Source organism: Acinetobacter sp. AM (assembly GCF_003105055.1).
GTDB lineage: Bacteria > Pseudomonadota > Gammaproteobacteria > Pseudomonadales > Moraxellaceae > Acinetobacter > Acinetobacter tibetensis.
In genome coordinates this window covers 64,944-91,631 of record NZ_QETG01000015.1, presented here as the reverse complement: position 1 = coordinate 91,631, position 26,688 = coordinate 64,944, and the positions used below count along the sequence as shown (strand labels likewise).

General features: G+C 41.4%; 22 protein-coding genes. 12 read left to right on the top strand and 10 right to left on the bottom strand.

What is annotated here, in order from left to right; genetic code table 11:
- Nucleotides 1–491: 491 nt before the first annotated feature.
- The 6 genes from DCO44_RS09815 (at nucleotide 492) to DCO44_RS09790 (ending at nucleotide 5,447) form a co-directional block, all read left to right on the top strand.
- Entirely contained in the window at nucleotides 492–1,415 is a 924-nt protein-coding gene (locus DCO44_RS09815; RefSeq protein WP_116761433.1) for a VacJ family lipoprotein, read from the top strand.
- Nucleotides 1,416–1,519: 104 nt separating this feature from the next.
- Nucleotides 1,520–2,488, top strand: coding sequence for an RsbU family protein phosphatase GigA (gene gigA / locus DCO44_RS09810; protein ID WP_116761431.1), 969 nt, complete (start codon nucleotides 1,520–1,522; stop codon nucleotides 2,486–2,488).
- Nucleotides 2,489–2,601: 113 nt separating this feature from the next.
- Nucleotides 2,602–3,123, top strand: coding sequence for an anti-anti-sigma factor GigB (gene gigB, locus DCO44_RS09805; protein ID WP_044738938.1), 522 nt, complete (start codon nucleotides 2,602–2,604; stop codon nucleotides 3,121–3,123).
- 24 nt (nucleotides 3,124–3,147) lie between these two features.
- Complete coding sequence (locus tag DCO44_RS09800) at nucleotides 3,148–3,975, top strand: carbon-nitrogen hydrolase family protein (RefSeq protein ID WP_116761429.1); 828 nt, start codon at nucleotides 3,148–3,150, stop codon at nucleotides 3,973–3,975.
- A 278-nt stretch (nucleotides 3,976–4,253) separates the two neighbouring features.
- On the top strand, nucleotides 4,254–4,679 hold the full coding sequence (locus tag DCO44_RS09795) for an organic hydroperoxide resistance protein (RefSeq protein WP_116761428.1): 426 nt from the start codon (nucleotides 4,254–4,256) through the stop codon (nucleotides 4,677–4,679).
- Nucleotides 4,680–5,123: 444 nt separating this feature from the next.
- A complete protein-coding gene (locus DCO44_RS09790; protein ID WP_133243156.1) occupies nucleotides 5,124–5,447 on the top strand; it encodes a hypothetical protein in 324 nt (107 codons plus the stop codon).
- Between the two features lie 63 nt (nucleotides 5,448–5,510).
- Here the strand turns inward: DCO44_RS09790 and gspE are convergent, their stop codons facing one another.
- Entirely contained in the window at nucleotides 5,511–7,001 is a 1,491-nt protein-coding gene (gene gspE, locus DCO44_RS09785) for a type II secretion system ATPase GspE (RefSeq protein ID WP_116761424.1), read from the bottom strand.
- A 101-nt stretch (nucleotides 7,002–7,102) separates the two neighbouring features.
- Between gspE and DCO44_RS09780 the strand changes: the two genes are divergently transcribed.
- A complete protein-coding gene (locus tag DCO44_RS09780; RefSeq protein ID WP_116761422.1) occupies nucleotides 7,103–7,927 on the top strand; it encodes a hypothetical protein in 825 nt (274 codons plus the stop codon).
- A 9-nt stretch (nucleotides 7,928–7,936) separates the two neighbouring features.
- Complete coding sequence (locus DCO44_RS09775; RefSeq protein ID WP_116761420.1) at nucleotides 7,937–8,854, top strand: mechanosensitive ion channel family protein; 918 nt, start codon at nucleotides 7,937–7,939, stop codon at nucleotides 8,852–8,854.
- Nucleotide 8,855: 1 nt separating this feature from the next.
- On the opposite strand, the gene DCO44_RS09770 is transcribed toward DCO44_RS09775, so the two are convergent.
- Nucleotides 8,856–11,693, bottom strand: a complete 2,838-nt coding sequence (locus tag DCO44_RS09770; RefSeq protein ID WP_116761438.1) for a DUF2339 domain-containing protein — start codon at nucleotides 11,691–11,693, stop codon at nucleotides 8,856–8,858.
- A gap of 202 nt (nucleotides 11,694–11,895) precedes the next feature.
- Between DCO44_RS09770 and polA the strand changes: the two genes are divergently transcribed.
- Entirely contained in the window at nucleotides 11,896–14,658 is a 2,763-nt protein-coding gene (gene polA / locus DCO44_RS09765; protein ID WP_116761418.1) for a DNA polymerase I, read from the top strand.
- Nucleotides 14,659–14,730: 72 nt separating this feature from the next.
- On the opposite strand, the gene DCO44_RS09760 is transcribed toward polA, so the two are convergent.
- From DCO44_RS09760 to ppx, 5 genes are read right to left on the bottom strand one after another with little or no spacing between them, the layout of a single operon-like run.
- Nucleotides 14,731–15,300 carry a YggT family protein gene (locus tag DCO44_RS09760; protein WP_116761416.1) on the bottom strand — a complete coding sequence of 190 codons (570 nt, stop codon included), beginning with the start codon at nucleotides 15,298–15,300 and terminating at the stop codon, nucleotides 14,731–14,733.
- A 26-nt stretch (nucleotides 15,301–15,326) separates the two neighbouring features.
- Nucleotides 15,327–16,157 carry a pyrroline-5-carboxylate reductase gene (gene proC, locus DCO44_RS09755; RefSeq protein ID WP_116761414.1) on the bottom strand — a complete coding sequence of 277 codons (831 nt, stop codon included), beginning with the start codon at nucleotides 16,155–16,157 and terminating at the stop codon, nucleotides 15,327–15,329.
- Nucleotides 16,158–16,181: 24 nt separating this feature from the next.
- On the bottom strand, nucleotides 16,182–17,537 hold the full coding sequence (gene tilS / locus DCO44_RS09750) for a tRNA lysidine(34) synthetase TilS (RefSeq protein WP_116761412.1): 1,356 nt from the start codon (nucleotides 17,535–17,537) through the stop codon (nucleotides 16,182–16,184).
- Nucleotides 17,474–18,298: an acetyl-CoA carboxylase carboxyltransferase subunit alpha gene (locus tag DCO44_RS09745; RefSeq protein WP_116761410.1), complete on the bottom strand. Its 825-nt coding sequence runs from the start codon at nucleotides 18,296–18,298 to the stop codon at nucleotides 17,474–17,476. Before DCO44_RS09745 ends, tilS begins: the two co-directional genes overlap by 64 nt.
- 35 nt (nucleotides 18,299–18,333) lie before the next feature.
- Entirely contained in the window at nucleotides 18,334–19,854 is a 1,521-nt protein-coding gene (gene ppx / locus DCO44_RS09740) for an exopolyphosphatase (protein WP_116761408.1), read from the bottom strand.
- A gap of 265 nt (nucleotides 19,855–20,119) precedes the next feature.
- Here ppx and trxA point away from each other — a divergent pair, with 265 nt between their 5' ends.
- The 3 genes from trxA to DCO44_RS09725 all read left to right on the top strand — a co-directional run bounded on the left by trxA (nucleotide 20,120) and on the right by DCO44_RS09725 (nucleotide 22,702).
- The gene (gene trxA / locus DCO44_RS09735) at nucleotides 20,120–20,446 is read left to right on the top strand and encodes a thioredoxin (RefSeq protein WP_116761406.1); all 327 of its coding nucleotides are present in this window, start codon (nucleotides 20,120–20,122) and stop codon (nucleotides 20,444–20,446) included.
- Between the two features lie 323 nt (nucleotides 20,447–20,769).
- Nucleotides 20,770–22,038, top strand: coding sequence for a transcription termination factor Rho (gene rho / locus DCO44_RS09730; protein ID WP_116761404.1), 1,269 nt, complete (start codon nucleotides 20,770–20,772; stop codon nucleotides 22,036–22,038).
- Between the two features lie 409 nt (nucleotides 22,039–22,447).
- Complete coding sequence (locus DCO44_RS09725) at nucleotides 22,448–22,702, top strand: hypothetical protein (RefSeq protein WP_116761403.1); 255 nt, start codon at nucleotides 22,448–22,450, stop codon at nucleotides 22,700–22,702.
- Nucleotides 22,703–22,836: 134 nt separating this feature from the next.
- Here the strand turns inward: DCO44_RS09725 and DCO44_RS09720 are convergent, their stop codons facing one another.
- The 3 genes from DCO44_RS09720 to pheS form a co-directional block, all read right to left on the bottom strand.
- On the bottom strand, nucleotides 22,837–23,133 hold the full coding sequence (locus DCO44_RS09720; RefSeq protein WP_016166119.1) for an integration host factor subunit alpha: 297 nt from the start codon (nucleotides 23,131–23,133) through the stop codon (nucleotides 22,837–22,839).
- Nucleotides 23,130–25,511 (bottom strand): phenylalanine--tRNA ligase subunit beta, encoded by a 2,382-nt coding sequence (gene pheT / locus DCO44_RS09715; protein ID WP_116761401.1) that lies wholly within the window; start codon nucleotides 25,509–25,511, stop codon nucleotides 23,130–23,132. The genes DCO44_RS09720 and pheT overlap by 4 nt, the downstream gene beginning before the upstream one ends.
- A gap of 137 nt (nucleotides 25,512–25,648) precedes the next feature.
- Entirely contained in the window at nucleotides 25,649–26,629 is a 981-nt protein-coding gene (pheS, locus tag DCO44_RS09710) for a phenylalanine--tRNA ligase subunit alpha (RefSeq protein WP_116761399.1), read from the bottom strand.
- Between the last annotated feature and the right edge of the window lie 59 nt (nucleotides 26,630–26,688).

Here is a 26,688-nt window from a genome sequence, read left to right as displayed (position 1 = left end):
ACTTCGAGTAATTTCTACCATCAATCAATGAAAATAATTTCGATCAATCAATCAGTAAAAATCCACACAAGTTGTTCTTCATAATCTCTTAATGATCTTCTTGATGACTCGTCATCATCAAGCTAGGTCAGCTATGTTACTCTAATCTAAGTTAAAGTCAACAGGTTTTGTTAATTATTTTTAAACTCATTCAAGACTTTCAGATTCTACCCCTTGGGCTAAATCCTTGTTTCTCAACAAGTTTTAATCAACATCACCGCCGATGGATGTGCATTCTACAGTATTTCATATCCCTTGCAATACCCTTTTTAAAATTAATTCGAAAATAATGTTTGTACGGCTAATTAATAACCTATTGCGCGGTTTTATTACATATTTTGATCAAATTTGTTTTAATACTCTGAAGAAAACAACTGTTACAATACGCTCCATACTCTTTATTTTAGACTTCTTATTTTGCTTATGACATTAAGAACCGTCTTGGATCTATTATGCAACATACTCACTATTATTTATGTGCGACACTTTTAGCTGTTAGTTTTGCTTCTACTGTTCAAGCAAATGATGATCTATCTGCTACAGCTTCAAGCGACACTCCTGTAAATGAAGTTGCACCTGATGCATCATCTACTACTCAGGTTTCTAGACTTGAGTCATTAAAAGAACTCAAAAATGTAAAAGCGAATGATTTAAAAGTGAATGCAAATGCTGCACAGCCCGATAGCATCAAAGACCCTTTAGAAGCATTAAACCGTGAAACCTTTGCCTTCAATGATTTCTTAGACCGAAATTTTGCTAGACCAGTAGCAGTACAATATAAAACTAAAGTTCCTGACAGTGTCCGCGGTGCTTATCGTGCATTTCGAAAAAACTTAAATGAACCTTGGAATGCCGTAAATCAATTGGTACAAGGGCGCCCATCGCGTGCTGCAAAGTCTTTAGGTCGCTTTACGATTAATACCGTGACGACTTTAGGTTTTGCTGATCCTGCACGACGTTTAGGTCTAGACATGGAAGAAGAAGGCTTTGGCACAACACTTGGTTATTATAGTGTCCCTTCTGGTCCATATTTGGTTTTACCTATTATAGGTCCAAGTACTTTCCGTGATGGATTTGGTTTTGCTGTTGATGGTCAAGCACGCCCACAAAAATACATCTTTGCAGATAACGATGGCTTATATTGGTCAGATCAATTGCTCCGTGGTATTGATGCACGCGCCCAAATCCTTGATGTAGAAAATGTATTACAAGGTGACCGTTACGCAGCGATTCGAGATATCTATTTACAACGTAAGAATTTTGAAATTGCGCAAAAGCAAGGGCTTGATGCTGACAATATTTCCTTTGTCGACGAAGAACCTGATGATGGTATTGATGATACGCAAGATTCAGATACCTCACCATCGTCTGAATAATTTGTAAAACTTATTTGCACTGAAAAGCATTATTTTTTCTAGCAATTACTTGATTGATATAGTACATCTAACGATGTAAATCTAAAGGATCATACAATATATATATGTATTTCATTCAACCAACTCGTAATATTCCTTATTTAGATCAGGTGCTTAATACACTTCCAAGTGTGCAGATGATTCAAATTAATGATATTGACTTGTATGATCCTACGATTATCGCGATTGTCGATGTACAAGATTACCTGACCCATCAGTGGAGTTTACCCACAATTGTTATGGCCTTTGAAAACGAAGGGACCGCTTTGGCTCAGGCTTGGGAGCTCGGTGCCCTTGCAGGTTGGATTTGGAATCGTTTACCTGCCAATCCTGAACATTCATTATTAAAAATTGATGCTCAATATAAGCGTAATCAGGACAGTCGTGATTTACCGTCTGCTGCTGAACTTCAGAAACGATTACTCCCAAACCCGATTGAACTGACCAATTATCGTATAGAAACACTGTTCCAACCTTCGGCCTATCTTTCTGGCGATTGGTACGACTATTGGAAGCTCAGTGACAAAGAAATTATTTTCTATTTGGCCGATGTGTCTGGTCATGGTGTCACCAGCAGTTTACTCACCTCTTGGATGGCTGCGTTTCATGGCCGCTCAAAAACACCAAGAGAATTGATTAAGAAACTGAATGGGATGTTGGTACAAGAAAATATTGAAAAGCACATCACCATGATTGCCGGTACATTGAATTTAGAAACCCATGTTTTAAAATGGTCGAGCGCAGGACACTATCCTCCTGCAATTATGCTAGAACCCAATCATCCACCTAGAATTTTAAATACCAGTAGTTTTCCACTCGGTTTAACGGAAGATTTAGAAGTAGAAGAATTCGAATGTCTATTAAATAAGCATTCACGTTTCATTATTTGCTCGGATGGTGCTCTTGAACCTTTTGATGGTGGATTGAACGAACAATTCGAACAATTGGTCTTCCATTTGCAAAATCAATCATTTCAAGCCCCTGAACATGTGGCAGATGATATTGCTATCTTAAGTTTATGCAGAATGAATTAAATTAATTTTCAACAACTTAAATAATTCAATAGGTATCTACGACTCAAGAATACTTGAGTCTACAGTTGCCCTATGTGATAATTTTAAAATCCTTCTCTGCAAATGGCATTTATATGTCAACAGGTCATGTTGAATATGCAAGTTTGGACGGAACGCATATTTTTAAGCTTATCGGCGAAGTGCGAGCCCAATCTTGTATCAGTCTAGACAAACTTTTAAACCGTATTGAACAACAGTCGAATGTCGTTGGGGCAATCGTAGATTTAACCCAAACTACATTCATCGATAGCACAGTGCTAGGCATTTTAGCGAAACTTGGTTTGAAGCTAAAACAAGCTCACAACATTCAGGCCGTCATGTTATCAACCAATCCAGATATTACGACTTTAGCCAATAGCATGGGCTTAGGTCAGGTTTTCGTCATCTTGAATTACTGCGGTGATCCAAGCGTATGTACACGTGAGTTAATGGAAGAACACGTAACCAACTCAAGTATGCTGACAACCGTACTTGATGCGCACAAAACCTTGATGAAATTGAACGAAAATAATCAAAATATGTTTGAACCGCTGGTCAAACAACTCCAAAAAGAACAAGATAATTTGGAACAAGCGTCTCATCAACAAAACGCTTAATCTACTTGCTACAAGGATAAACTGATGTCTTTACTTTCTGTTGCTCAAATGAATTCTCAAAATGACATTGAAGAAAACTTCAAGGTCATCGAATCATTGATTCAACAGAGTAAAGCACAGGGTTCTTCTTTGGTGGTGTTCCCTGAAAATTTCGTGTGCTTTGCCGCAGGCAAACAACGTGAAACAGCAGCACAGTTCGAAACGATCCAAAAACGACTCGAAACTTTAGCTCACCAGTATCAAATCTGGCTGATTGCAGGAACTTTACCTTGCCCCTTCCGTCCTGATGGTTCTGTGATTGAAGATGGTCGTGTGCGCACAGTCAGTTTGTGTATTAGCCCTGAGCGTACAGAAGCGCGTTACGACAAAATTCACTTGTTTGATGTACAAGTGGGGGATGCTGTGGGGGGCTACCAAGAATCTAAGTTTTTTGAACCAGGCTCAGATATTGTTGTTGCACAAACTCCTTTTGGCAACATTGGGATGATGGTCTGCTATGACCTTCGTTTCCCTGAACTGGCTTTACATTTACGTGCTCGTGGCGCCAATATTTTAACTGCTCCTTCTGCCTTTACTTACACCACTGGTCAAATGCATTGGCAATTACTTTTACAAGCACGTGCCATGGACAGTCAATGCCAAGTGCTCGGGGCTGCTCAACAAGGCTGGCATGGTGAAAAACGTCAAACTTGGGGACATACTGCCGCGACCAATAGTCGTGGGCAAGTACTCGATATTATTACAACTGAGGGTGCACAGCTCATTACTGTACCTTTTGACTTACAAGAACAACAACAAATTCGTGAGTCCATGCCTTTAATGCAACATCGCCGATTGGTTCAGTTTGGTTAAAAAGCCTACCTCACCTTATTTCTTTTGGGTAAAACTACTTTTTTCAATAAAGTTAAATATCTAGCTTTGTGAGATTTCATCTGAAATAAGCTATTGGTTTCAGCTTAAAGATATTTACCCTATTTATATGCTGACCTTGTTGTGAACGAATCTTCACAAAACTCAATTGATCTAAAAAATTGAGTGTGGCTATATGTAAATTTCGTTGTTTAATACTTGCACTGCAAATTAAATCGTGTACGATATATTTGCATTCGACACAAATATAGGTGAATAAAATGTCTCTAGAACAAGTAGTTTATACCGCACATGCCAAAGCCACAGGTGGCCGTGATGGTCGTGCAATCTCATCTGACGGTATTTTAGATGTCAAACTTGCTCTTCCAAAAGAAATGGGTGGTGCAGGTGGTGGAACAAACCCTGAACAATTATTCGCTGCGGGTTATTCTGCCTGTTTTCTAGGTGCAATGAAATTCGTTGCCAATCGTGATCATTTAAAAATTACGCCTGATGTGTATATCGAAGGTGGGGTGGGTATTGGCCCAATTCCAACAGGCTTTGGCATTCAAGTGACTTTGAATGTTCATTTGGAAGGCTTAGAGCAAGCTGAAGCACAAAAATTAGTAGATGCAGCACATATTGTTTGCCCTTACTCCAATGCAACGCGTGGCAATATTGATGTGACATTGAATGTGATTGTTTAAGTCACTCTTTTTATCCCGAAGTCATCACTTCGGGATCGTTCTTTTTCACATACCCTAATTCTTTATCTCCATCAATTTGGATGGGTATTTCTTCCCCAAATAAGAAAAGTGAACGATTCTAAAACAAATCAGCTTATGGAAAATCCATAAAGCCTAGTGAAGCCCCCTTTCTAACATTGGCTTTATGTTTACATAAAAATCACTTAGCGAACTGTATTCCAATCAGTTATATAGAAAAAAATTAAAAGCATTAAAATTAATGTGGTTACGCATTTTTTTAGATCATTCTCAAGTAAAATAATTATTGCCGAGACATATAGCACAATTTCTGGGTGATTCAAAAAGCTAAAAATTAAGTGTACTCAACAATCAAAATCAGAAAATCACACATATCTATCAGAACAATAAATGAAATTCCTACTTTCTATCATATGCATGTGTAGCTTGTTTTTAATCGCATGCAGCAAACAAGCAGACAAAGACTTTTCAGGTGAATGGGTTCAGTTACCCAAAACTGAAAATAGCATTCGTAAACTCTCAATAAGAAAGTCGGGTGAAGAATATCTTGTTAAAGATGAATTCTGGCTCAATAAAGACGCGGCACGACCATCCCATTTAAGTGAGGGAGTTGCTGAAGTTTCTTCCAATGGAACGCTAGAATATAAAAACCTAAACACCATTGAATTTCAGCTAGATAGTTCCTCTAATCATCTAACTTTACATGACAAAAATTATGATGCGAAAGTAATATTTGAAAAAACTTACTAAAATTATCTCGTACAACAGAAGTTATTTCAGAAATGACTTCTGTTGTATTTGATATACTGCCTTTTAATCCGCCGCTTCATTGGTCACACGTAAAACTTCTTCCAAAGTCGTTTTACCTGCCAAAACTTTTCTCAAACCATCATCCCGAATAGAGCCTGAATGCTGCCGTGCATAACTTTCTAATTCAAATTCAGCCGCGTTGCCATGTATTAAACGGCGCATAGATTCATCCACAGGTACAATTTCATAAATTGCAGTTCGCCCACTAAAACCCATATGTGAACATTGCTCACACCCCTGTGGCTCTGGCAATTTCAACCCTTCAACCGAAGAAATAATCGGCTTAAAAATCTGCTGTTCAAATGGGTCTGCCTCGTGCCACGTAGTGCAATGTGGGCAAAGTGTACGAACCAAACGTTGTGCAATCACACCAATAAGAGAACTCGACAATAAGAAAGGTTCAATGCCCATATCTTTTAATCGGGTGACCGCACCAATTGCCGTGTTGGTGTGTAGAGTCGATAAGACTAAATGTCCCGTTAAAGAGGCTTGCACCGCAATTTCGGCTGTTTCTAAGTCACGAATTTCCCCCACCATCACCACATCAGGGTCTTGACGTAGCATGGCCTTAAGCGCCCGCGCAAAGGTCATGTCCACCTTAGTATTCACCTGTGTCTGACCAATCCCTTCTAGCTGATATTCAATTGGATCTTCAGCAGTTAAAATATTGCGAGTATTGTCATTCAAGTCCGATAAAGCCGCATATAAGGTCGTGGTCTTACCTGAGCCCGTCGGCCCAGTCACCAAAATAATGCCGTGTGGACGATGCACCAATTGAGTCAAACGCTCATAGTCGGGTTTCAACAAGCCCAAATGAGTCATATTCAAACGACCTGCTTGCTTATCTAACAAACGCATCACGACACGCTCACCATGTGATGAGGGCAAAGTCGAGACACGCACATCGACTTCACGCCCTGCTAAGCGCAATGAAATACGTCCATCCTGAGGAATCCGTTTTTCAGCAATATCCAATTTCGCCATGACTTTTATCCGCGAAACCAAAAGCGGTGCCAATTCACGGCGGGGTTGCACAATTTCGCGTAACTGACCATCTACTCGTAAACGCACCGAGAGTTTCTTTTCAAAGGCTTCAATATGAATATCCGATGCACCAACACGAATCGCTTCTGAAAGCAAGGCGTTAATTAAACGGACAATCGGCGCATCATCTTCTTGATCCATGAGATCTTCAGCTTCTGGCACTTGATCTGCCAAACTGAGCAAATCGGGATGATCTTCCAACCCCGCAGCCACTTGCTGTGACTCGCCTGTGTCCCCAGCATAACTAGAACTGAGTAAGGCATTAAAACGTTGGTCATCTAATATTTCATAGTGTGCAGGCACATGAAGTAAACGGCGCGCTTCTTGTAATGCAATCCATGCAGTATTTTCACGGCGTACAATAAAAACCTGTTCCCCATCATATCGAAGTAAAACGCCATGTCGCTTGGCAAAACTATAAGGAATTTGTATTTGTTTAAGTATTTGCATCACAAAATTATAATGATGAAAAAGAGGCTTTTGAGTGTACTCTAAGCTTATGACAGCGTGAAGTCTGTTTTTGACTGAACTGACTAGAGGACTTTTTTATTTTGGCATCATCTGATTTCGAGCATCATCAAGCTGCACACCCCTCACTCAAATGGTGGGGCGAACAAAAATTCGAATTAAATCAAGCTAAAACATGGCAGTTTGGCTCTTTATTGTTTCGTCTGGCGCGAAGTATCAATGAATGGCGCCTAGAATATCATCGCCCACAATATCAAAAAGATTCTGAACGCCAATGGAATATTATTAGAGATCCTGAATTTGCCTTTCCACAACCCATAAAAATTGAGCGTTACATGTTTCGTCAAACGCACGAAACATTTCATTTGATGCCACGCTTGGCAGATCGATCTGTGGTGATTAAACCTGTCGATCCCATTTATATTCCTGCTGGGCAACGCGGAACCCTCTACATTAGTACGCCACTCTGGATTGCTGGTTTTGTCGAAAGCCAACGTGAACCGTTATTTGACCTTCCAATGATGCAACCCAAAGATACGTGGTTCGGTCCCGACCACCGTACAGGTGAGATCTGCTATGCCACCGCAGTGGATGGGCGTACGGAGTTAAGTTTACTTAAACCAAGTCCTTTTCGGGCAGTCACACCGATTGAGTTCCACAACACCAGTGGTCAACAACTTCGCTTTGATCGAATGAATATCCCTGTTTCGGCACTGCCGCTTTTTTACAGTGAAAGTACCAATCGTTTATGGACGTCACAAATTAAAGTCATTCACGAAGATTTAACCCGACCACCGCGCATTAAAATTGAAAACCGCACTCCACCTTTGGCTGGTGAAGTCACTTATGTACATGCACCACGCTCACCAGGCGGTGCCTTGTTCAATATGTTTGACTCATTTTTTTAGGATACTGATATGCCAGAGACCAATATTCCTAAAGATGTTGCTGTCAGCTTGAAGGAAATTTTTACCAATATTAACTTCGAAAGAATCAGTGAGATTTTAGTCGCGCTGGTACTGTGTCTGATTGGTTTCATCTTCGCGCGTCTGATTTCCAATACCTTTATACGAACGGTTGGACAGAATTTTAACGCTCATCAAAGTATGGTTTGGCGTCGCGGGATTTTTTATTTTATTTTCATCCTGTTTATCATGGCAAGTCTAAAAGAAGCAGGTTTTAAGCTCAGTGTCTTTATTGGTGCTGCGGGTATTTTTACCGTCGCGCTTGGTTTCGCCTCACAAACATCTGCCAGTAACTTAATTAGCGGTCTATTCCTGATTGGTGAAGGTTCCTTTGAAGTGGGAGATACCATTCAAATTACCTTGATTCGTGGACATACCATTGAAGGAGAAGTCATTTCTATTGATCTACTCTCGGTAAAGTTACTGACTTTAGATAATATTTATGTACGTCTGCCCAACGAACAATTGATTCGCGCTCCCGTCCTAAATTTATCCAAATTCCCCATTCGGCGGATTCCAATTACCCTCGCTATTAACTTTCAGGAAGACATCATTAAAGTCCGTGAAGTACTGTTAGATGTTGCTGCCAACTATCCCTTGGTCTTGGATGATCCTAAACCTGAAGTCACAGTAACCGCCTTTCGTGAATCAACCATCGAAATTCTGTTTGCTGTTTGGTGCCGACAAGAAATTTTTCTAAAAGCACGGGATGAACTTCAAGAGCATGTGCGTAATGGTTTCTTAAAAAATCATATTGAAATTCCAGTACCTAAAATGGGGATTATTGACCGCCCTCGCCCCAAAGCTCGTGATGAGATTGACCAATATGCCTATGAGAAAGAACTCAAAAGAGGACCCAAAGAGCGATAAATTATCGCTCTTTTTTTTGTTCGACCAGACTGGGCGGTAATGGGGCAATATAGGCAATCACCAACATCACCGCACCTGAGCCAATAAAGGAAATTACCCGTGTTAACGTACCGCTTTGTGATAGATCCAATAACAATAATTTAAGTACCACAATCGCAAGTAATGCTGCTCCAACAAACCAAATTTGACGAATATGACGCTGGCTTGAAAAAGTCATTAATACAAAAGCTAAAATCACCCACAACAAAGTCAAACTAAGCTGCACCGAACCATCATACCAAATGGCACTGCCCCATAACGGCGTTGCCAGATAATGATGCATGGCTCGAACCACAATACTACTAAACACCAACAGCCCAATCAGAATGGTGGTAATTTTAACGCTCCATTCTAGCGAGGACTGCTCCTCAAAATCATGTCGATAGATAATCCACAATAAGCCTAAAAACATAAGCAAAGACAATACGTCAGTCAGACTCAATAAGGGCACCGCATAGTAATGGAGAGCAGAATATGAATCTAAATTTAAGACCAGCAACCACAATAGTCCAAGCCCCCATACAGATGTCTGATTAACAAAATCACGTTTAAGTTTGAAAAACTCATAGAATGCATATAAGAGAGGTACAACACCTAAGGTTGCAATTGGCATCTGTGGGAAAAGCGCTAAACCAGCACTGGCAAGTGCAAGGCAAAGTATTGCAGCCCACAGTTGATTCGCAATGCGTACTGATGAACGCTGCATGAATATCAACATCAAACTTAACACTACTGCGCTGATGGCAAAACTGAATTGCACGGTTTGACTGGTCCAGCGCTGCGTTGTAAACACGTCTTCAAATACACTCAGACCATAAAGCAACAGCAATAAACTCCCCAGCAAAGTGAGTTGCAAACTTTGCCACTCCAATTTGGATTTAAACTGTACAACTACGCTAAAACATGCCAGTAAAACCGTAGCGATGGCTATTGAGCAACTAAATGCCCACGGCTGCCAGTGCATCAGCTCTACACCTGCGATAGCGCCTGCATACATGCCTGAAACAAGGAAAATACCACTCAAGATACGAGCGCTGAAATATTCTTCTACGTCCTGATAATGCAATAAATAAAATGCCGAAATAAATTGCGCAATGGCATAAATGACCGTGGTTAAAATAGGAAAATCATCATTCGACCAAATCTGGTACATCAGTGCGATAGTACTGAGCAGAACCAATCCGACACCCACATACCGACTTAAACGATAGCGTTCGGTAATACCCCAAACAATTAAAGCAGTGCCTTGAATCACCCAACCTGTAGAGGTCCAGTGCGCCCCTTTTGCCAACGGAAAGATCAAAGCAGTAAATACAACAGCCAGAATAAAAAAGCTTTTGGCTAAGATAGACAATTGCGGATGCTGACGCTTAATCCAAAAATTCAATAGCCCATAAATTACTGCCAATGCAGCAGCTCCCCAAGTCAACGCTACAGTAGAGTCATGCATTAAAAAAGCATGTAATGAAAATCCCAGTACAGGGACACTAAAAATGAGTCCCACATCTAAAATCGGTTGAAGCTTTTTCTGATTTGAGCGGGTTTCTGATTCTCGTTGTTGCTGTTGCTCTGCCACCATCAACTGGCTATAACGGATACTGAGCCAAATAAATAGTGCAATATGCAACCATAAAATGATATCGAGAGTATTCAGTTGCGAATTTTCCGCGTAAATCCCAATCACTGATCCGCCAATAAACATCGTGGCAAAAAAAGCGATCTGATGCAGTATTTTCCATGGCTGCAAATAATTGACCACGACCACAGCCAAATTAATCACAAAATAATAACCAAATAAGAACACCACGTCAGGATGATTGTGTGGAATGAGTAAAGGTGCTAGATACGCCATACTCAAAGCGAGAATAGCCAGATACAGTGCTTGCTGCTTCAGACTCAGCACCACGGTAATACCCAACAAAATCACAAATAAAACGCTGGCAGTCATTAGACTTTGCAGCACTTCAAAATGATGAGCAAAAATCAGCGTAAGAAAGATGACTGCTAAACCTAAGCCCTGAAGGGCGATGGCAAACAATGCATTTTTACGTTGCAGCAAATAACCCGCGAATGTGGTCGCTCCACCTGCAAGCGCAATAAATCCAAGTTTCACCGCTAAACTTAATTGCCAATGTTCGCTGGCAAAACGCAGCAACAACACGACACCGACCATAAGTAGAGCAACGGCAACTCTTAAAATTGGATTGCCATGCTGCATCCAATCCACAGCAGGTTGCCACCATGCGGGTGCAGACCCTGATGACGCTGTATTTAAGTCAACAGAGGTTTGTTGCGGCTGTTGAACAGTTGCATCCTGTTGTTGCGTCATCGTCAACTGTCCTGACATTGGCATTGCAGGAGGAAGCGGCTGCTCTGACGGTGGTAGGGTCGCGGTTTTAGAGAGAAACCCCGAAGGTTGTTGCTGCGGTTGCTCTAATAGAGCCAATCGCCGCTGAAATGCACTGATCAATTGAATCAAACACAGCAGTAAAACCAGCAATGCCCCACCGACCATCCACATCCATGTATTGGCATAGGCCCACAATGCCACCAAGGCAGCCCCATAAATCAGAATCTTTTGTGTCCCAATTCCTGCTGCTTGAATCAATGGTTGTGATGATATGTGTTCTAATTGCACTAAACGCTGATGGATATTCGAGATTGACTGCACCATCACGACAGTTAACCCAAGGGCAGCAGCGACTACTGTCGATTGCCATTGCGTGACTATCGCAACAGCCAACAATACGGTTAATGCGATTAAGAGTAGAACCATTCCCTGTTTGTCTTTTTTATACATGGGTTTATGCATTACACAGCTTCAATCTGTTTATCTTACTTGATCACCATTCACGCAAGCAGTTTCGCATACAAAATACTGCAAATTTATACACTTGAAGCGAATCACCATAATGTTACTTAGCGCATAGTGACATTACACATAAGACAGCTTTGCCTTTTTCACGTAATATAAGCCCTAGTTCATAATCAGGATTTGTAGAATGTCACCATTTGTATTGGTCGATGGGTCATATTTTTTATTTCGCGCTTTCCATGCGGTCCCACCTCTGACAACTTCTACGGGGTTGCACACCAATGCTGTACGTGGCGCAATTTCTGCAATTCAGAAACTGATGCGTCGTACTCAACCGACGCACATGGCAGTCATTTTTGATACCCCAGAACCGACTTTCCGCCATGAACTTTCACCCATTTATAAAGGTGATCGACCAAGCATGCCAGAGGAATTGGCACAACAAATTCCATATTTACACGCCTTAATCCGTGCTTTGGGTATTCCAGTCCATATGCTGCCTGGTGCAGAGGCTGACGATATTATCGGGACATTAGCCAAACGCGCTGAAGCCAAAGGACAGCAAGTCCTGATTTCGACTGGCGATAAAGACATGGCACAACTGGTCACCGAAAAAGTCACGCTTGAAGACAGCTTTAAAGAAAAGCCAATGGACATCAATGGCGTTTTTGAAAAGTTTGGGGTCTGGCCAAACCAAATAATCGACTATCTGACTTTAATGGGCGATGCGTCTGACGGCATTATGGGCGTACCAGGAGTCGGTGCGAAAACAGCCGCTAAACTGCTGACCGAATATGGTTCAATTGGTGGTATTTTAGAAAATGTCGACCAAATTAAGGGAAAAGTCGGTCAAAACATTAAAGACAATGTCGAAGGCATTGCAATTGACCATCAACTGGCCAGTATTGTCTGTGATTTAGAAATTAGCGTTTGCTACGAAGATTTAGCCATCCAAGACCCAAATGTGAATGAATTACGTCGTCTATACACCGAACTAGAATTCCGTAATCAATTACAATCCTTGGATCACCCCAACAATCCAAACCATACCAACAACAAACAAAGTAATGCCAGCCTTCAGCAGGCTCCTGTAGCAGCTCCAATTGAAACTGAAGATCAAGCCACTTTAACCAGTGTTGATGATCAACTCGGGCAAGCCAACTATCATACGGTGTTGTCCGCAGAGGTTTGGGCAAAATTATTACAACGTATGCAAAGTGCGAGCAAGTTCGCAATTGATACTGAAACCACCAGTCTAGATTATCGTATTGCTGAAATGGTGGGCTTTTCTATTGCTTTTGATGCACAAGATGCTTACTACATCCCTCTCGCGCATGATTATGAAGGTGCACCTGAACAATTAGAGCGTGAAAGCGTTCTGGCACAAATTAAACCAATTCTAGAAAATCCTGAAATCAAAAAAATTGGACATCACCTGAAATATGATGCACATATTTTTGCCAATCACGGGATTGAACTGCAAGGTTGGTATTTTGACACCATGCTGGCATCGTATGTGCTGAATTCTGTCGCTACTCGTCATGGAATGGATGATGTGGCTCGCCTGTATTTAAGCCACCTTACCACCACCTATGAAGAAGTCGCAGGTAAAGGGGCGAAACAAAAGACCTTCAATCAAATTGAGATTGAGACTGCCGCACACTATGCAGCCGAAGATGCCCATGTCACCTTCCGTCTGTATGAGGTGCTGGATAAAAAACTTAAAGTACATCCAGAACTAATCAATATTTTGCATAATATTGAAGTACCTGTAGCACGTGTATTAACGTCAATGGAAGAAAATGGTATTCAGCTTGATCTTCAATTTTTAGATCAATTGGGTGAAGATTTTTCCAAAACTATGCAAGATTTGGAAAATCAGATTACCGAATTGGCAGGTCAGCCATTTAATGTCAGTTCTCCGAAACAAGTCGGTGAAATCCTGTTTGATAAACTGGGTTTAAAAGGTGGCAAAAAAACCGCCACAGGACAATACAGCACCAGCGAAAGTATTCTAGAAAAATTAGATCATCCGATTAGCGCGCTGATTTTAGATTATCGCGGCTTATCTAAACTTAAAAGCACCTATACCGATGGTTTATTGAAACAAGCCAACAATGATACCCACCGCGTACATACCAGTTATCACCAAGCGTTGACTGCGACAGGACGTTTATCTTCGACCGATCCAAATTTACAAAATATTCCTGTCCGTGAAGAAATTGGGCGTCAGATTCGTAAGGCATTTATTGCGCCTGAAGGTCGAGTGTTACTCGCAGCCGACTATTCACAAATTGAACTGCGTTTAATGGCACATTTCTCTCAGGATGATGCCCTGTTAGATGCCTTCCGTCATGGTCAAGACGTACATCGCCGCACCGCTTCGGAAGTATTAAACATTCCATTGGATCAGGTGACTAACGATCAGCGTCGTCAAGCTAAAGCCGTCAACTTTGGTCTGTTATATGGTATGTCGGAATTTGGCTTGACTCGTCAACTGGGCTTTACCCGTGAAGAATCACAGAACTATATCAAACAATATTTCCATCGCTATCCAGGCATTTATGAGTATATGCAACGTACACGTCAGGTCGCTTTGGAACAAGGTTTTGTGGAAACGATTTTAGGTCGACGTTTATATACACCTGAAATTGATGCGCGCAACATGATGATCCGTAAAGCAGCTGAACGTGCGGCAATTAATGCCCCACTGCAAGGCAGTGCTGCGGACATTATTAAAATCGCAATGATTGAAGTGGATAAAATTCTACCGAAAGATCAAGCCAAAATGCTCTTACAAGTACACGATGAATTGGTCTTTGAAGTGGATGCCGACATTGCAGATGAATTGGCACCAAAACTGGCTGAAGTGATGCAATCAGTACTGGAAATTTCAGTTCCGTTACTGGTTGAAGTCGGTAAAGGTCAGAACTGGGATGAAGCACACTAAAGTGTGAACAGTCGAAAAACAATAAAAAAGGACTCAAATTTGAGTCCTTTTTTTTGCTTTATACAGTGAATTTTATAAGCCAGTCAACAATGCAATTGCGACTTCATTCATAATAATCTCAGCGATATATAAAGCCAAGAAAGCCACAATGGGTGATAAATCAATCATGCCCATATTCGGTAACAAACGACGGAATGGTGCCAATAAAGGCTCAGCCAACTCTTGAATCACTTCAATATAAGGTGAACGTGACTGGGTAAACATCACCACCCAACTTAAAATAATCGTTGCAAAAATCAGGTACCGACAGAAACGAATCAAGTCCTGAATCATGGTCACAAAAGTCAGAATCACCAAATGAATTGGACTATTCGGCATTGCCCCCGATAAGTACATGATGCCAAATATTTTGAGCAAATAAAGTACCACGACCAATGCCAAAGCAGCAGAGTTCACTCGCCCTTTACCCAGTGTCGGGAAAATACGACTGAAAATATCCACAATCTTAGTGGCTTTGACCGTAGACAGCACCACAGGATTGTACGGACTAACCGCAGCCAATTGCATTAAAAAGCGGAAGAATACGAGCAAAATCGCTACGTTAATAATAATGCCAAAAATTAGCGCAGAGTTTGCACCCATATTTAAATTTTCCTAATTAAAATCAATTATTTACTATTTTCACTTAATTCTTGAGCCAATTCTTGGCTACGTTTTTTTGCAGCAGCCAAGGCTGATTGAATATTTTGTGAAATTTGAGCACGATCAAACACTTCTAAAGCAGCTTGAGTTGTACCATTCGGAGAAGTCACATTTTTACGTAACTCTGCTGGTGAATTTGCACTGGTAATTGCCATTTGTGCAGCGCCTAAAGCGGTTTGCAAAGTTAATGCAGTGGCAACTTTTTCATCTAGCCCCATGTTTTTACCAGCACGAATCATGCTTTCCATCATATAGAAGAAATACGCAGGCCCCGAACCTGAAACTGCGGTCACCGCATCAATTTGTGCTTCAGAATTGACCCAGATGGTTAATCCCGTTGCGGCCAAAACTTGACTGGCCAACTCTCGGTCTTTGGCATCGACAACATCCGTCGCATATAAACCATGTGCCCCAGTTTGTACCAATGCTGGCGTATTTGGCATCACTCGAACAATACGGTCTGTACCTGATAAAGTTGCTATCGTTTCAATTTCTGCGCCTGCAACAATTGAAATAATCAACTTACCATCAAGTAAACCATGTAATTGTTTAAGTACATTGGTCAGCACCTGAGGCTTGACTGCCAATACAACAATATCTGCATGTTGAATAGCAGCAATATTATCATCCGTCACATGCACATCTTTTTCTTGCAAAAGTTGACGTACATTTTCAAAGGGATCAGCAACTGTAATACGAGTAGTGGGCATGCCTCGCGCAATTAAGCCGCCAATGAGGGCTTGCGCCATATTGCCGCCACCGATAAAACTAATATTACAATTTAAAACTGCACTCATGATTTACGCTCGATATTGAGTATTCTATTGCTCTGAAACTAATTTCGGCTGCCATCCATCCACAACTAGATATTCAGACTGTGCCAACCAAAAACCTTTGGGTGTAAAAACCCCTAGCATAACATTATCTATGCTTAATATTTGAATTGTATGACGCAACCACGGAAAAATTTGTGCTTGTTGTAGGGCTTTTTTCAGCGGCCAAGTGCCAACACGTCCATAAAGATGGATCTTTTCACCACCGGCTCGGGTAGACAAAATCAGTTGTCTACCCAATAGTTCTTTTGACAACCCAAGTGCTTGTGCTTGAATCAAATACCGTCCAGAAAGCACAGACACAGCCTCTTCAAGATCGAAAATTTGTGGTTGTTTCGGCAAAATAGGAAGCCGTTGTTCGGCTAAATACGTGTCAGCAGTTAAGCGAAAGATTTGCTGTTGATAACGGACATAATAATAGCCCTGCCAATGTAACGCCGCTTGTGCATCCTGCTTTGCCTCAAGCACTTCAGTGATTAAGCGTTGCACCATGGCAAAATTGGGACGATACGTGGCTTCTCCTTGCATCCAATGCGAAAGGAGTTGACGTTGTCTAGCTATCGACAACGTCTGTAATGGTTCAATATTCAGAAAAGATGGATTGCCGCATTTCTCCAAATCAGAGGCTAATACTTCCGCCAATATTTCATCTGCATCTTGCATTAAAATACTGGTTCGACCCAGCGCTTGCTGCATTTTCGGGAAGCGTTGCTCTAAAATAGGCCATAAAATTTGACGGCACCAAGCGCGATCATAATCTGGATCAGCATTGGTCGGATCTTCAACATTTTGCACATCCAACTGAGCCGCCCATTGGCAAATCTGCTCACGCGACAATTCTAACATGGGTCGCCAAAGCGTCATTTTCGCTCGTACATCGACTACAGACATGGCAGATAAACCTTGTACACCAGCCCCTGAAAGCAGTCGTAACATCAAAGTTTCAGCCTGATCTTGCTGATGATGGGCTAAAACTAGAACTTCATTGTCCTGTAAATATTCTGCAAAGGCTTGATAACGGGCATTACGTGCTTGGTTTTCTAGATTGCCTTCAGCCACACGAACAGGAACAATGCTACAGGGCACCTGCAATTGCTGACAGGCATTGAAGACAAATTCGCCCCACGCCGAACTCATACATTGCAGCTGATGATCGACATAAATTGCACGAACTTTTTGCGGGAATAAAAACGACATAAGATGCAGCAACAGCATGGAATCCACACCGCCACTACATCCTATGAGATAAGAACTTTGTTCTGTAAAGGTCTGCGCCTGTATTAAGACGTTAGACCTAAATTGTCGCTGCCAAACTTCATTAAACGTTGGTAACGTGCTTCGCATCGTTCTTGGGCATCCATTGGCTGTAACTCATCCAATGCTTGTTTGAGTACGGCCTTTAAACTTTCCATCACTTGTTCAGGATTTAAATGCGCACCTTGACCTTCATCAACCACGTATTCAACAATACCTATCTGTTTTAAACGGTCTGCCGTTAACGCCAATGCTTCACTGGCCTGCTCTGCTTTTTCAGCAGTTTTCCACAGAATAGATGCGCAGCCTTCAGGTGAAATCACTGAATAAATACTGTGTGACAACATAATCACACGGTCAGCAACACCAATACCTAAAGCACCACCTGAACCCCCTTCACCCAATACTGTTGCAATAACAGGAACTTTCAAATTTGAAAGTTGTGCAAGGCTAGTCGCAATCGCTTCCGCTTGACCACGTTCTTCAGCACCGACACCTGGGTAAGCGCCCATAGTATCAATAAAAGTGAATACAGGTAAATTGAAACGCTCTGCCATATCAAGCAAACGTTGTGCTTTACGATAACCTTCTGGGTTAGACATCCCAAAGTTATGCTTTAATTTTTCACGAGTGCTACGACCACGGTGCTGACCGACGATCATCACGGGTTTGCCATCAAAACGTGCTAAGCCACCGACCATCGCACCATCATCACCAAACAAACGATCTCCATGTAAAGCATCGAATTCAGTGAAGATTTCACCAACATAGTCCAAAAATTGCGGACGGTCTGGATGACGTGCAATTTGGACTGTTGCCCATGCTTTAGATTGAGCAGCTTTATTTTTCATAGGTCAACCATTATCCCTAAATTAACCAAACAGTGTTAATCGATAAATTGTTCCGACTGAATATTCAATTCAATATCCCAATGCCTGAATTGCATTTGTTCATCATGCAAATCTGCAACAAGCAAAGGCCATTGTTTGGCATCGCCAGAAACACAGAGTTGCCATTGTTGCGCATTGCCAATGGTTAATTCAATGGCAGGAAGCATCGCATCGCTACGACTATGATTCAGTAAAACTGCTAATCGAAGCAATAGACATAGATGCACAAGTTTGCTACCACCAACCTTCATCACGTCAATTTTTGCATCACCACGTAACTTGCGACGATGATGTGCAACCAAGTGTGAAATCTGGTTTTGGTCAATCTGTGAGAAGCCTGCAATGTCCGAATGTTGTAATAAATAAGCACCATGACGATGATAACCACCATGACTAATCGCCAATCCAATTTCATGCAAATATGCCGCGCGACGCAGTAAGTCACTGTCATCACTGGTTAAATTCAGTGGTTTTGCTACCCCATCAAATAAATGCTGTACAGTTTTAACGACGCGCTCAGCCTGCTTCGGATCTGCACCATAGCGCCCCATTAACGCTTGCACACTACGGTCACGAATATCCTCATGTTGGAAACGACCAAGCAAGTCATACATGACGCCTTCGCGTAATGCTCCATCCGAATAAACCAAGACTTCAATTTCTAATAACTCGAATACTGCAGACAAGATTGCAATTCCAGCTGGCAAAACTGCTCGGCGGTCTTCCTTGAGACCATCAAAATCCATTTCCGAAATATGTTTATATTTAAGAAGTTTTTCTTTCAGTTTTTCTAGCCCTTCACGAGTCAGATTTTCCTGCTCATTACTCCACCCCATATTGACCGCAATTTGGCGACAGGCTTTAATGGTGCCACTTGATCCAACAACAGTATCCCAACCTGCCTCTTTATAGGTATTGGCAATTGCGGATAACTCTTTACGCGCTGCAACCACAGCTTTATCAAAACTTTTTTGATTAATTTCACCATCGGCAAAATATAACTTGGTGAACGCGACACACCCCATTTGTAAAGATTCGGTGTGAATTGGTTCAAATTCTTCACCAATAATCAGTTCGGTTGATCCCCCACCAATATCAATCACCAAACGACGACCACTATTGGCCATGGTATGCGATACACCCAAATAAATCAGGCGTGCTTCTTCACGTCCTGCAATAATTTCAATCGGTTTTGGCAATATTTCTGCAGCTTTCTGAATAAATTCATGTCCGTTCTTGGCTTGGCGTAAAGCATTGGTTGCCACAATTCTTAAACGATTTGGCTGCACTGAACTTAAACGCCCAACAAAACGTGCTAGACATGCCAAACCACGTTGTTGTGCTGCTTCAGTTAAGTTTTTATTTTCATCAAGTCCAGCGGCTAACTGAACTTTTTCTGACATTGAAGCAACTTTTTTGACTTCACCATGGTCTACACGCGCAATCGCAAGGTGAAAGCTGTTCGATCCCATATCGATGGCAGCAAGTAATTCTTCATCAATCAAAAAATCAGACATTCTTCAAATAAACCTGTACAGAATTGAGCCTAGAGTAATGCACATACATGCAATTTAAAAGCCATTTATGTCTTTTAAAGACTGAGCTTTTTATTTTTAAGCATATATGACAATTGTGTTACACGATTAACATCATCGTGAGCTTCAATTAGACAAATCTGCTGTAAAGGTCGAAAATTTGCATCTAACACTACATTGTTAAAGATGGCTATGTAATACTTAGAGCTATTAGCTATCTTTTAATAAAATTTTTGGAGCATATTCCATGTCAGGCAATATCATCAACACTACAGATGCAAACTTTGAAGCAGATGTTTTAAATTCAGATACTCCCGTTCTTGTTGATTTCTGGGCAGGTTGGTGTGCACCATGTAAAGCGATTGCACCTGTATTGGAAGTTCTTGCTAACGAATACGAAGGCAAAGTAAAAATTGTAAAAGTTGACGTGACTTCTTGCGAAACAACAGCAGTTAATTACAACATTCGCAACATTCCAGCATTATTAATGTTTAAAAATGGCGAAGTCGTTGCTCAACAAGTTGGCGCAGCACCAAAATCTAAATTAACAGCCTTCATTGAAGACCATATCTAATTCAAACTTTGCAATTAGACCAAATGCGTTATGTCCAATAGCGCATTTTTTTCGTCTATAAATTGACAAAGTTAAGAATCTCTCTTATATTTCATGTTCAAGAAAGAAAGGATTTCAACTCCATCTTTTTCTTACAAGACACAACACATAAGATCGCCGTTCGGCAACAGAAATTGTTTCATACATTTTCTCTTCGCAACAATTTATCAGACCACCGCGTTGTTATTGTATTAAGACAATGCCGTCATTTTATTGCTGTATGCGACCGAATGTTGCTCCCTTTCCAACCTGTTTCTAGAATTTTTGATTCTATCTGACCACATATGAATTTAACCGAACTCAAGAAAAAACCAATTGGCGAACTCATCAAAATTGCAGAGTTTATGGGCCTAGAAGGAATGGCGCGTAACCGTAAGCAAGATATTATCTTTGCCATCTTAAAGCGTCATGCGATGAATGGCGAAGAGATCTTTGGTGATGGCGTTCTCGAAATTCTGTCAGATGGTTTTGGTTTTTTACGCTCTGCAGCAGGCTCTTATCTTGCTGGACCAGATGACATTTATGTTAGCCCTTCACAAATTCGTCGTTTTAACTTGCGCACGGGTGACACCATCACGGGAACGATTCGCCCACCGAAAGAAGGTGAACGTTATTTTGCTCTCTTAAAAGTGAATCAAATTAACTACGACACACCTGAAAACTCGCGCAATAAAATTTTATTCGAAAACTTAACGCCATTATTCCCAACTGAACAGTTGGTCATGGAATTAGGTAACGGTACCACAGAAGATTTAACTGCACGTGTGGTCGATTTAGTTGCTCCAATTGGTAAAGGCCAACGTTCAATTATTGTTGCCCCGCCTAAAGCGGGTAAAACCATGTTGTTGCAAAACATCGCTCAATCGATTGTACGTAACAATCCAGAGTGCTTCCTTATCGTTCTTCTGATTGATGAACGTCCTGAAGAAGTGACTGAAATGGAACGGACAGTACGTGGTGAAGTTATTGCTTCTACTTTTGATGAATCTCCAGCGCGCCACGTACAGGTTGCTGAGATGGTGATTGAAAAAGCAAAGCGTCTGGTTGAACACAAGAAAGATGTCGTAATTCTGCTTGACTCGATTACCCGTTTGGCTCGTGCTTACAACACTGTTGTGCCTTCATCTGGCAAGGTATTAACAGGTGGTGTGGATGCCCATGCACTTGAGCGTCCGAAGCGTTTCTTTGGTGCCGCACGTAATATTGAAGAAGGTGGCTCACTGACCATTATCTCGACTGCCCTGATTGAAACTGGTAGTAAGATGGATGAAGTGATCTATGAAGAATTCAAAGGTACAGGTAACCAAGAGATCACTCTGGATCGTCGTATTGCTGAAAAACGTGTATTCCCTGCCATGAACATTAAAAAGTCAGGCACACGTCGTGAAGAGCGCTTAATGTCTGAAGATAATCTACGTAAAGTATGGATTCTACGCAAGTTACTTCATACTCAAGATGAATTGGCAGCAATGGAATTTTTATTGGATCGCATGAAAGAAACCAAAACCAATGATGATTTCTTTGATCAAATGAAGCGTAAAGCAACCAATTAATTTGATTCATGAAAAATAAACAGGTCACTTTTATAGTGGCCTTTTTATTTGGTTGACTTTGTTAACACAAATACACATTTCGCCTTGAACTATGTAACAATAGTTGCAAATATTTGATTGTTAAATAAATGATTTTAAAAACCTCTTTAATTTTATAAACTTAATTAGTATTTCTCCAATATAAAGCACATCTTTAATTGTTATTTTCTGTTAAAAAAAGCATTTATTTGCTCATTTTTTGGTTTTTTTTCACACAAACTAGTAGTAATTAAAAATGGGCAGTGATAGCATATTCGCAGACCAGTTAAGCTGCTCCTGCATTGTTACTACCTAACAAATTTAGGAAGAATAAAAGCACATAACAGCTGACCTTGGTTTTTTTTAATCTCATATTTTAGAGAGTGATGCCATGTTATTCAAAAAAATCGCTATTGCTGCTGCAGTTGCTACTACTTTAGCTTTCGTTGGCTGTGCTAAAAAAGACGAAGCTCCTGCTACTGAAGCTGCTGCTTCTGCTGCATCTGAAGCTTCTGCTGCTGTAGACGCTGCTGCTGTTGAAGCTGCTTCTGCTGCTGACGTTGCTGCTTCTGCTGCTGACGTTGCTGCTTCTGCTGCTGACGTTGCTGCTTCTGCTGCTGACGCTGCTGCTTCTGCTGCTCACTAATCTTTACGATTACGTAGCAAAAAAAAGAGAGAACTTACGTTCTCTCTTTTTTTATGCCTGAAATTTACTATTTACATCGAAATATCAATAATTTTAAGAAATTACATCAAGCTCAAAATAATAAAAAAAGCAGATCAATCGATCTGCTCTTTCCCAACACGCTGTCTAAATTTCTGACCTGCGCGGAATGTAACTACACGGCGGGCAGAAATCGGAATCTCTTCGCCCGTTTTAGGATTTCTACCTGGTCGTTGACGCTTATCACGCAACTCGAAGTTCCCGAAACCCGAAAGTTTAACCTGTTCTCCAGAAATAAGCGCTTGGCTTATTTCATCAAAGAATAATTCGACCATTTGTTTTGCTTCACGACGGTTTAAACTCGTGAGCTCACTTAAATGATCAGCCATTTCTGCTTTAGTTAATGCTGTCATGAAGCCCTCAATGTCGCCTGATAAGTGTTCTGCAACACTTCAATGATTGTATCCATACCCGATTTAATTTCAGCATCTTCCAAGGTACGAGACGGATGTTGCCATAACAGTGCAAATGCCAATGAGCGCTTACCTGCTTCGACCCCTTGTCCTGTGTACACATCGAAGAGCCAATTCGAGTTTAACAGCTCCCCACCAGTTTTAGTGATAAGTTGCTGAATTTCACCAATATTAATCTTATCACTAATTAAAAGCGCAATATCACGTCTTACTGATGGAAAACGTGATAATTCTGTAAAATTAGATACATAAGTTTGCAAAACTGCCTTTTGATCGAGTTCAGCCACCCAAGTCGTACCTAAATCCAACTCTGCTTCCAGCGTTGGGTGCAAACGACCTAAATAACCGATTGATTGACCATCCACCATAATCTCTGCTGACTGACCTGGATGCAACCATACTCGCTCTGAACGAGCATATTCCACTTTGACACGTCCTGCCGCCAATAACTCTTCCACTTCACCTTTAAAGTCAAAGAAATCCATTGCTTGTGGTTTGGCATGCCAAGATTCTGCTTGCTTCGCACCTACAGCAATCATGGCCAATGTTGGAATCTGTTTTAAATCATGGATGTTATTGGCATCTTGATAATCAAAACGTAAGCCCAACTCAAAGAAGCGCACACGACTTTGTTGGCGGTTAATATTATATTGCACGCAAGGAATTAAGCTTGAAAGCAAGGTCGAACGCATGACCGCCAAATCACTTGAAATTGGATTAGCCAATGCCAATGGATTTACCATTGGATTAAGCTGCTTTTCAAGCTTCAAATCTGCAAAACTAAAGCTAATCGCTTCTTGATAACCCAATGTCACCAAGGTCTGACGTAATTGCGCCATTTCAAATTGATCTTGATACTTGGCAAGTTTTGCATCAATCACAGGGAGACTAATTTGAATATGGTCATAACCGTGAATACGGGCAACTTCTTCAATTAAATCTTGATAAATTACCATGTCATAACGGTGTGAAGGAGGAACGATAGACCACTGACCTTCAGCTTTAACTGTCACAGCACAACCTAAACGTGTTAGAGCATCAGCAATAAATTCGCCTTCTACACGATAACCCAGTAATTGATCGACTTGTGTCTGTTTAAGTTCAATCGCTTCGCGCTTAGGCAAAACATCGGCTTGTTCAGCAATAGTAATCGGACCAAATTCACCACCCGCCAGCTCAGCAATCAATTGTGATGCGCGGTGCATTGCCAACATTGGTAATTCAAAATCTACGCCACGTTCATAACGTTGCGAAGCATCGGTATGCAGACCAAAACTACGCGCACGACCAGCAATATGTAACGGCGCGAAGAATGCAGACTCTAAGAAAATTTCAGTGGTTTCATCAGTGACTGAAGAAGATAAACCACCCATGATGCCAGCAATTGCCAATGCTTTTTCATCATCCGCAATCACCATCACTTTTTCATTCAGTTCAACAGCTTGTTCATTTAACAGCACCAGTTTTTCGGCTGCTGTTGCTTGACGCACATGTACTGCACCCTGAACTTTCCCACCATCAAAAGCATGTAATGGTTGACCCAACTCCATTAACACATAGTTGGTAATATCAACCAAAATACTGTGTTGACGCATACCTGAACGCGCAAGTGCACGCTCCATCCATTCTGGTGTTGGTGCTTTGGTATTGACATTTTTAATCACACGACCTAAATAACGAGGGCAACCTTCAGTGGTTACAATCACTTTTTTCTCGTCGAGGATTGTTGCAGCAACTTCTTTAATTTCAGGTGCCACTGCCGTCATTTGGTTAATCACCGCAATTTCACGCGCAATACCACGAATACTAAAGCAGTCACCACGGTTTGGGGTAATGCTGATGTCAATCACATGATCATCTAAGTTTAGATATTCACGGACATTCACGCCCACAGGGGCATCTGCAGGTAACTCTAAAAGACCATCAATTTTGTCTTCTAAATCAATTTCCGAAGCACCACACAACATGCCTTGTGATTCAATACCACGCAACTTGCCTTTTTTAATTTTAAAATCACCTGGAAGCACAGCACCAATCGTCGCTACAGGAGCTTTCATGCCCACACGAACATTCGGTGCACCACATACAATTTGTAATGGCTCATCCGAACCAATATTTACAGTAGTGACACGTAAACGGTCTGCATCAGGATGTTGTTCTACGGTAAGCACTTCACCCACCACAACACCTGTAAATGGTTTTGCCGCAGGAGATAAATCATCAACTTCGAGACCTAACATGGTCAGTTGGTCAGATAAAGTTTCGCTATCAATGGCTGGGTTCACCCATGTGCGCAACCAATTTTCGCTAATTTTCATAAATTCAATGTCCTTAATCTCCCCTAACCCTCTTTTAAAAGAGGGAAAAACACACTACCGTTTTAGGTAGACTAGTCCCCCTTTATAAAGGGGGATTTAGGGGGATTTCAATAAATCTCAAATAACTGTTTAAACTATTAAGCAAATTGGCGTAAGAAACGCACATCGTTTTGATAGAACATACGCAAGTCATTAATGCCATAGCGCAACATTGCAAAACGCTCTACCCCTAGACCAAATGCAAAGCCTTTATATTTTTCAGGATCAATACCCGCAGCTTGCAAGACATTTGGGTGCACCATACCGCAACCCAAAACCTCTAACCATTTGCCACGCTCATCCATAATATCCACTTCTGCACTTGGCTCCGTGAATGGGAAATAAGATGGACGGAAACGAACTTTCAAATCTTTCTCGAAAAATTCGTTCAACAAGTTCACCAATAGACCTTTCAGTTCAGCAAAACTGGTATTTTCAGCAACGTATAAACCTTCAATTTGATGGAACATTGGCGAATGCGTTTGATCTGAGTCACAGCGATATACACGACCAGGGCACACAATACGAATTGGCGGTTGTGTGGTTTCCATAGTCCGGATTTGCACGCCTGAGGTATGTGTACGCAACAAATGATTGGCATCAAAATAGAACGTATCGTGCATTGCACGCGCTGGGTGATGCCCCGGAATGTTGAGTGCTTCAAAGTTATGATAGTCATCTTCAACTTCTGGGCCTGTCGCTACCGTAAAGCCGGCTTTGGTAAAGAATTGACAGATACGTTCCTGCACTTGGGTAACTGGATGAATACTTCCAATCGTTTGTCCACGCCCTGGCAAAGTAATATCAATCGTTTCACTTGCGAGTTGTTGTTCTAACGCTGCTTTTTGTAATTGCGCTTGACGTTCAGTCAATGCTGCATTGATTGCTTCACGCACAGCATGAATTGCAGCACCCTGAACTTTACGCTCCTCAGGGTCCATTTTACCCAAGGCTTTGGATTGTTCTGCAAGCTGGCTCTTTTTCCCTGTAAATTGCACACGAACCAAATCGAGTGCAGCAAGGTCTTGAGCTGCTGCAATGGCAGCAAGCGCTTCGGTGGTCAGGGCTTCCAGTGACATAGTAACTCTCAAAGCAACAGTTTAATAATAAGATAAAACCCGATATTCTATCAGTTTTT

Bases quoted from the DNA above. Each gene is read 5' to 3' on its own strand.
- DCO44_RS09815 (WP_116761433.1), top strand. From the start codon at position 492: ATGCAACATACTCACTATTATTTATGTGCGACACTTTTAGCTGTTAGT.
- gigA (WP_116761431.1), top strand. From the start codon at position 1,520: ATGTATTTCATTCAACCAACTCGTAATATTCCTTATTTAGATCAGGTG.
- gigB (WP_044738938.1), top strand. From the start codon at position 2,602: ATGTCAACAGGTCATGTTGAATATGCAAGTTTGGACGGAACGCATATT.
- DCO44_RS09800 (WP_116761429.1), top strand. From the start codon at position 3,148: ATGTCTTTACTTTCTGTTGCTCAAATGAATTCTCAAAATGACATTGAA.
- DCO44_RS09795 (WP_116761428.1), top strand. From the start codon at position 4,254: ATGTCTCTAGAACAAGTAGTTTATACCGCACATGCCAAAGCCACAGGT.
- gspE (WP_116761424.1), bottom strand. From the start codon at position 7,001: ATGCAAATACTTAAACAAATACAAATTCCTTATAGTTTTGCCAAGCGA.
- DCO44_RS09775 (WP_116761420.1), top strand. From the start codon at position 7,937: ATGCCAGAGACCAATATTCCTAAAGATGTTGCTGTCAGCTTGAAGGAA.
- DCO44_RS09770 (WP_116761438.1), bottom strand. From the start codon at position 11,693: ATGTATAAAAAAGACAAACAGGGAATGGTTCTACTCTTAATCGCATTA.
- polA (WP_116761418.1), top strand. From the start codon at position 11,896: ATGTCACCATTTGTATTGGTCGATGGGTCATATTTTTTATTTCGCGCT.
- DCO44_RS09760 (WP_116761416.1), bottom strand. From the start codon at position 15,300: ATGGGTGCAAACTCTGCGCTAATTTTTGGCATTATTATTAACGTAGCG.
- proC (WP_116761414.1), bottom strand. From the start codon at position 16,157: ATGAGTGCAGTTTTAAATTGTAATATTAGTTTTATCGGTGGCGGCAAT.
- tilS (WP_116761412.1), bottom strand. From the start codon at position 17,537: ATGCGAAGCACGTTACCAACGTTTAATGAAGTTTGGCAGCGACAATTT.
- DCO44_RS09745 (WP_116761410.1), bottom strand. From the start codon at position 18,298: ATGAAAAATAAAGCTGCTCAATCTAAAGCATGGGCAACAGTCCAAATT.
- ppx (WP_116761408.1), bottom strand. From the start codon at position 19,854: ATGTCTGATTTTTTGATTGATGAAGAATTACTTGCTGCCATCGATATG.
- trxA (WP_116761406.1), top strand. From the start codon at position 20,120: ATGTCAGGCAATATCATCAACACTACAGATGCAAACTTTGAAGCAGAT.
- rho (WP_116761404.1), top strand. From the start codon at position 20,770: ATGAATTTAACCGAACTCAAGAAAAAACCAATTGGCGAACTCATCAAA.
- DCO44_RS09725 (WP_116761403.1), top strand. From the start codon at position 22,448: ATGTTATTCAAAAAAATCGCTATTGCTGCTGCAGTTGCTACTACTTTA.
- DCO44_RS09720 (WP_016166119.1), bottom strand. From the start codon at position 23,133: ATGACAGCATTAACTAAAGCAGAAATGGCTGATCATTTAAGTGAGCTC.
- pheT (WP_116761401.1), bottom strand. From the start codon at position 25,511: ATGAAAATTAGCGAAAATTGGTTGCGCACATGGGTGAACCCAGCCATT.
- pheS (WP_116761399.1), bottom strand. From the start codon at position 26,629: ATGTCACTGGAAGCCCTGACCACCGAAGCGCTTGCTGCCATTGCAGCA.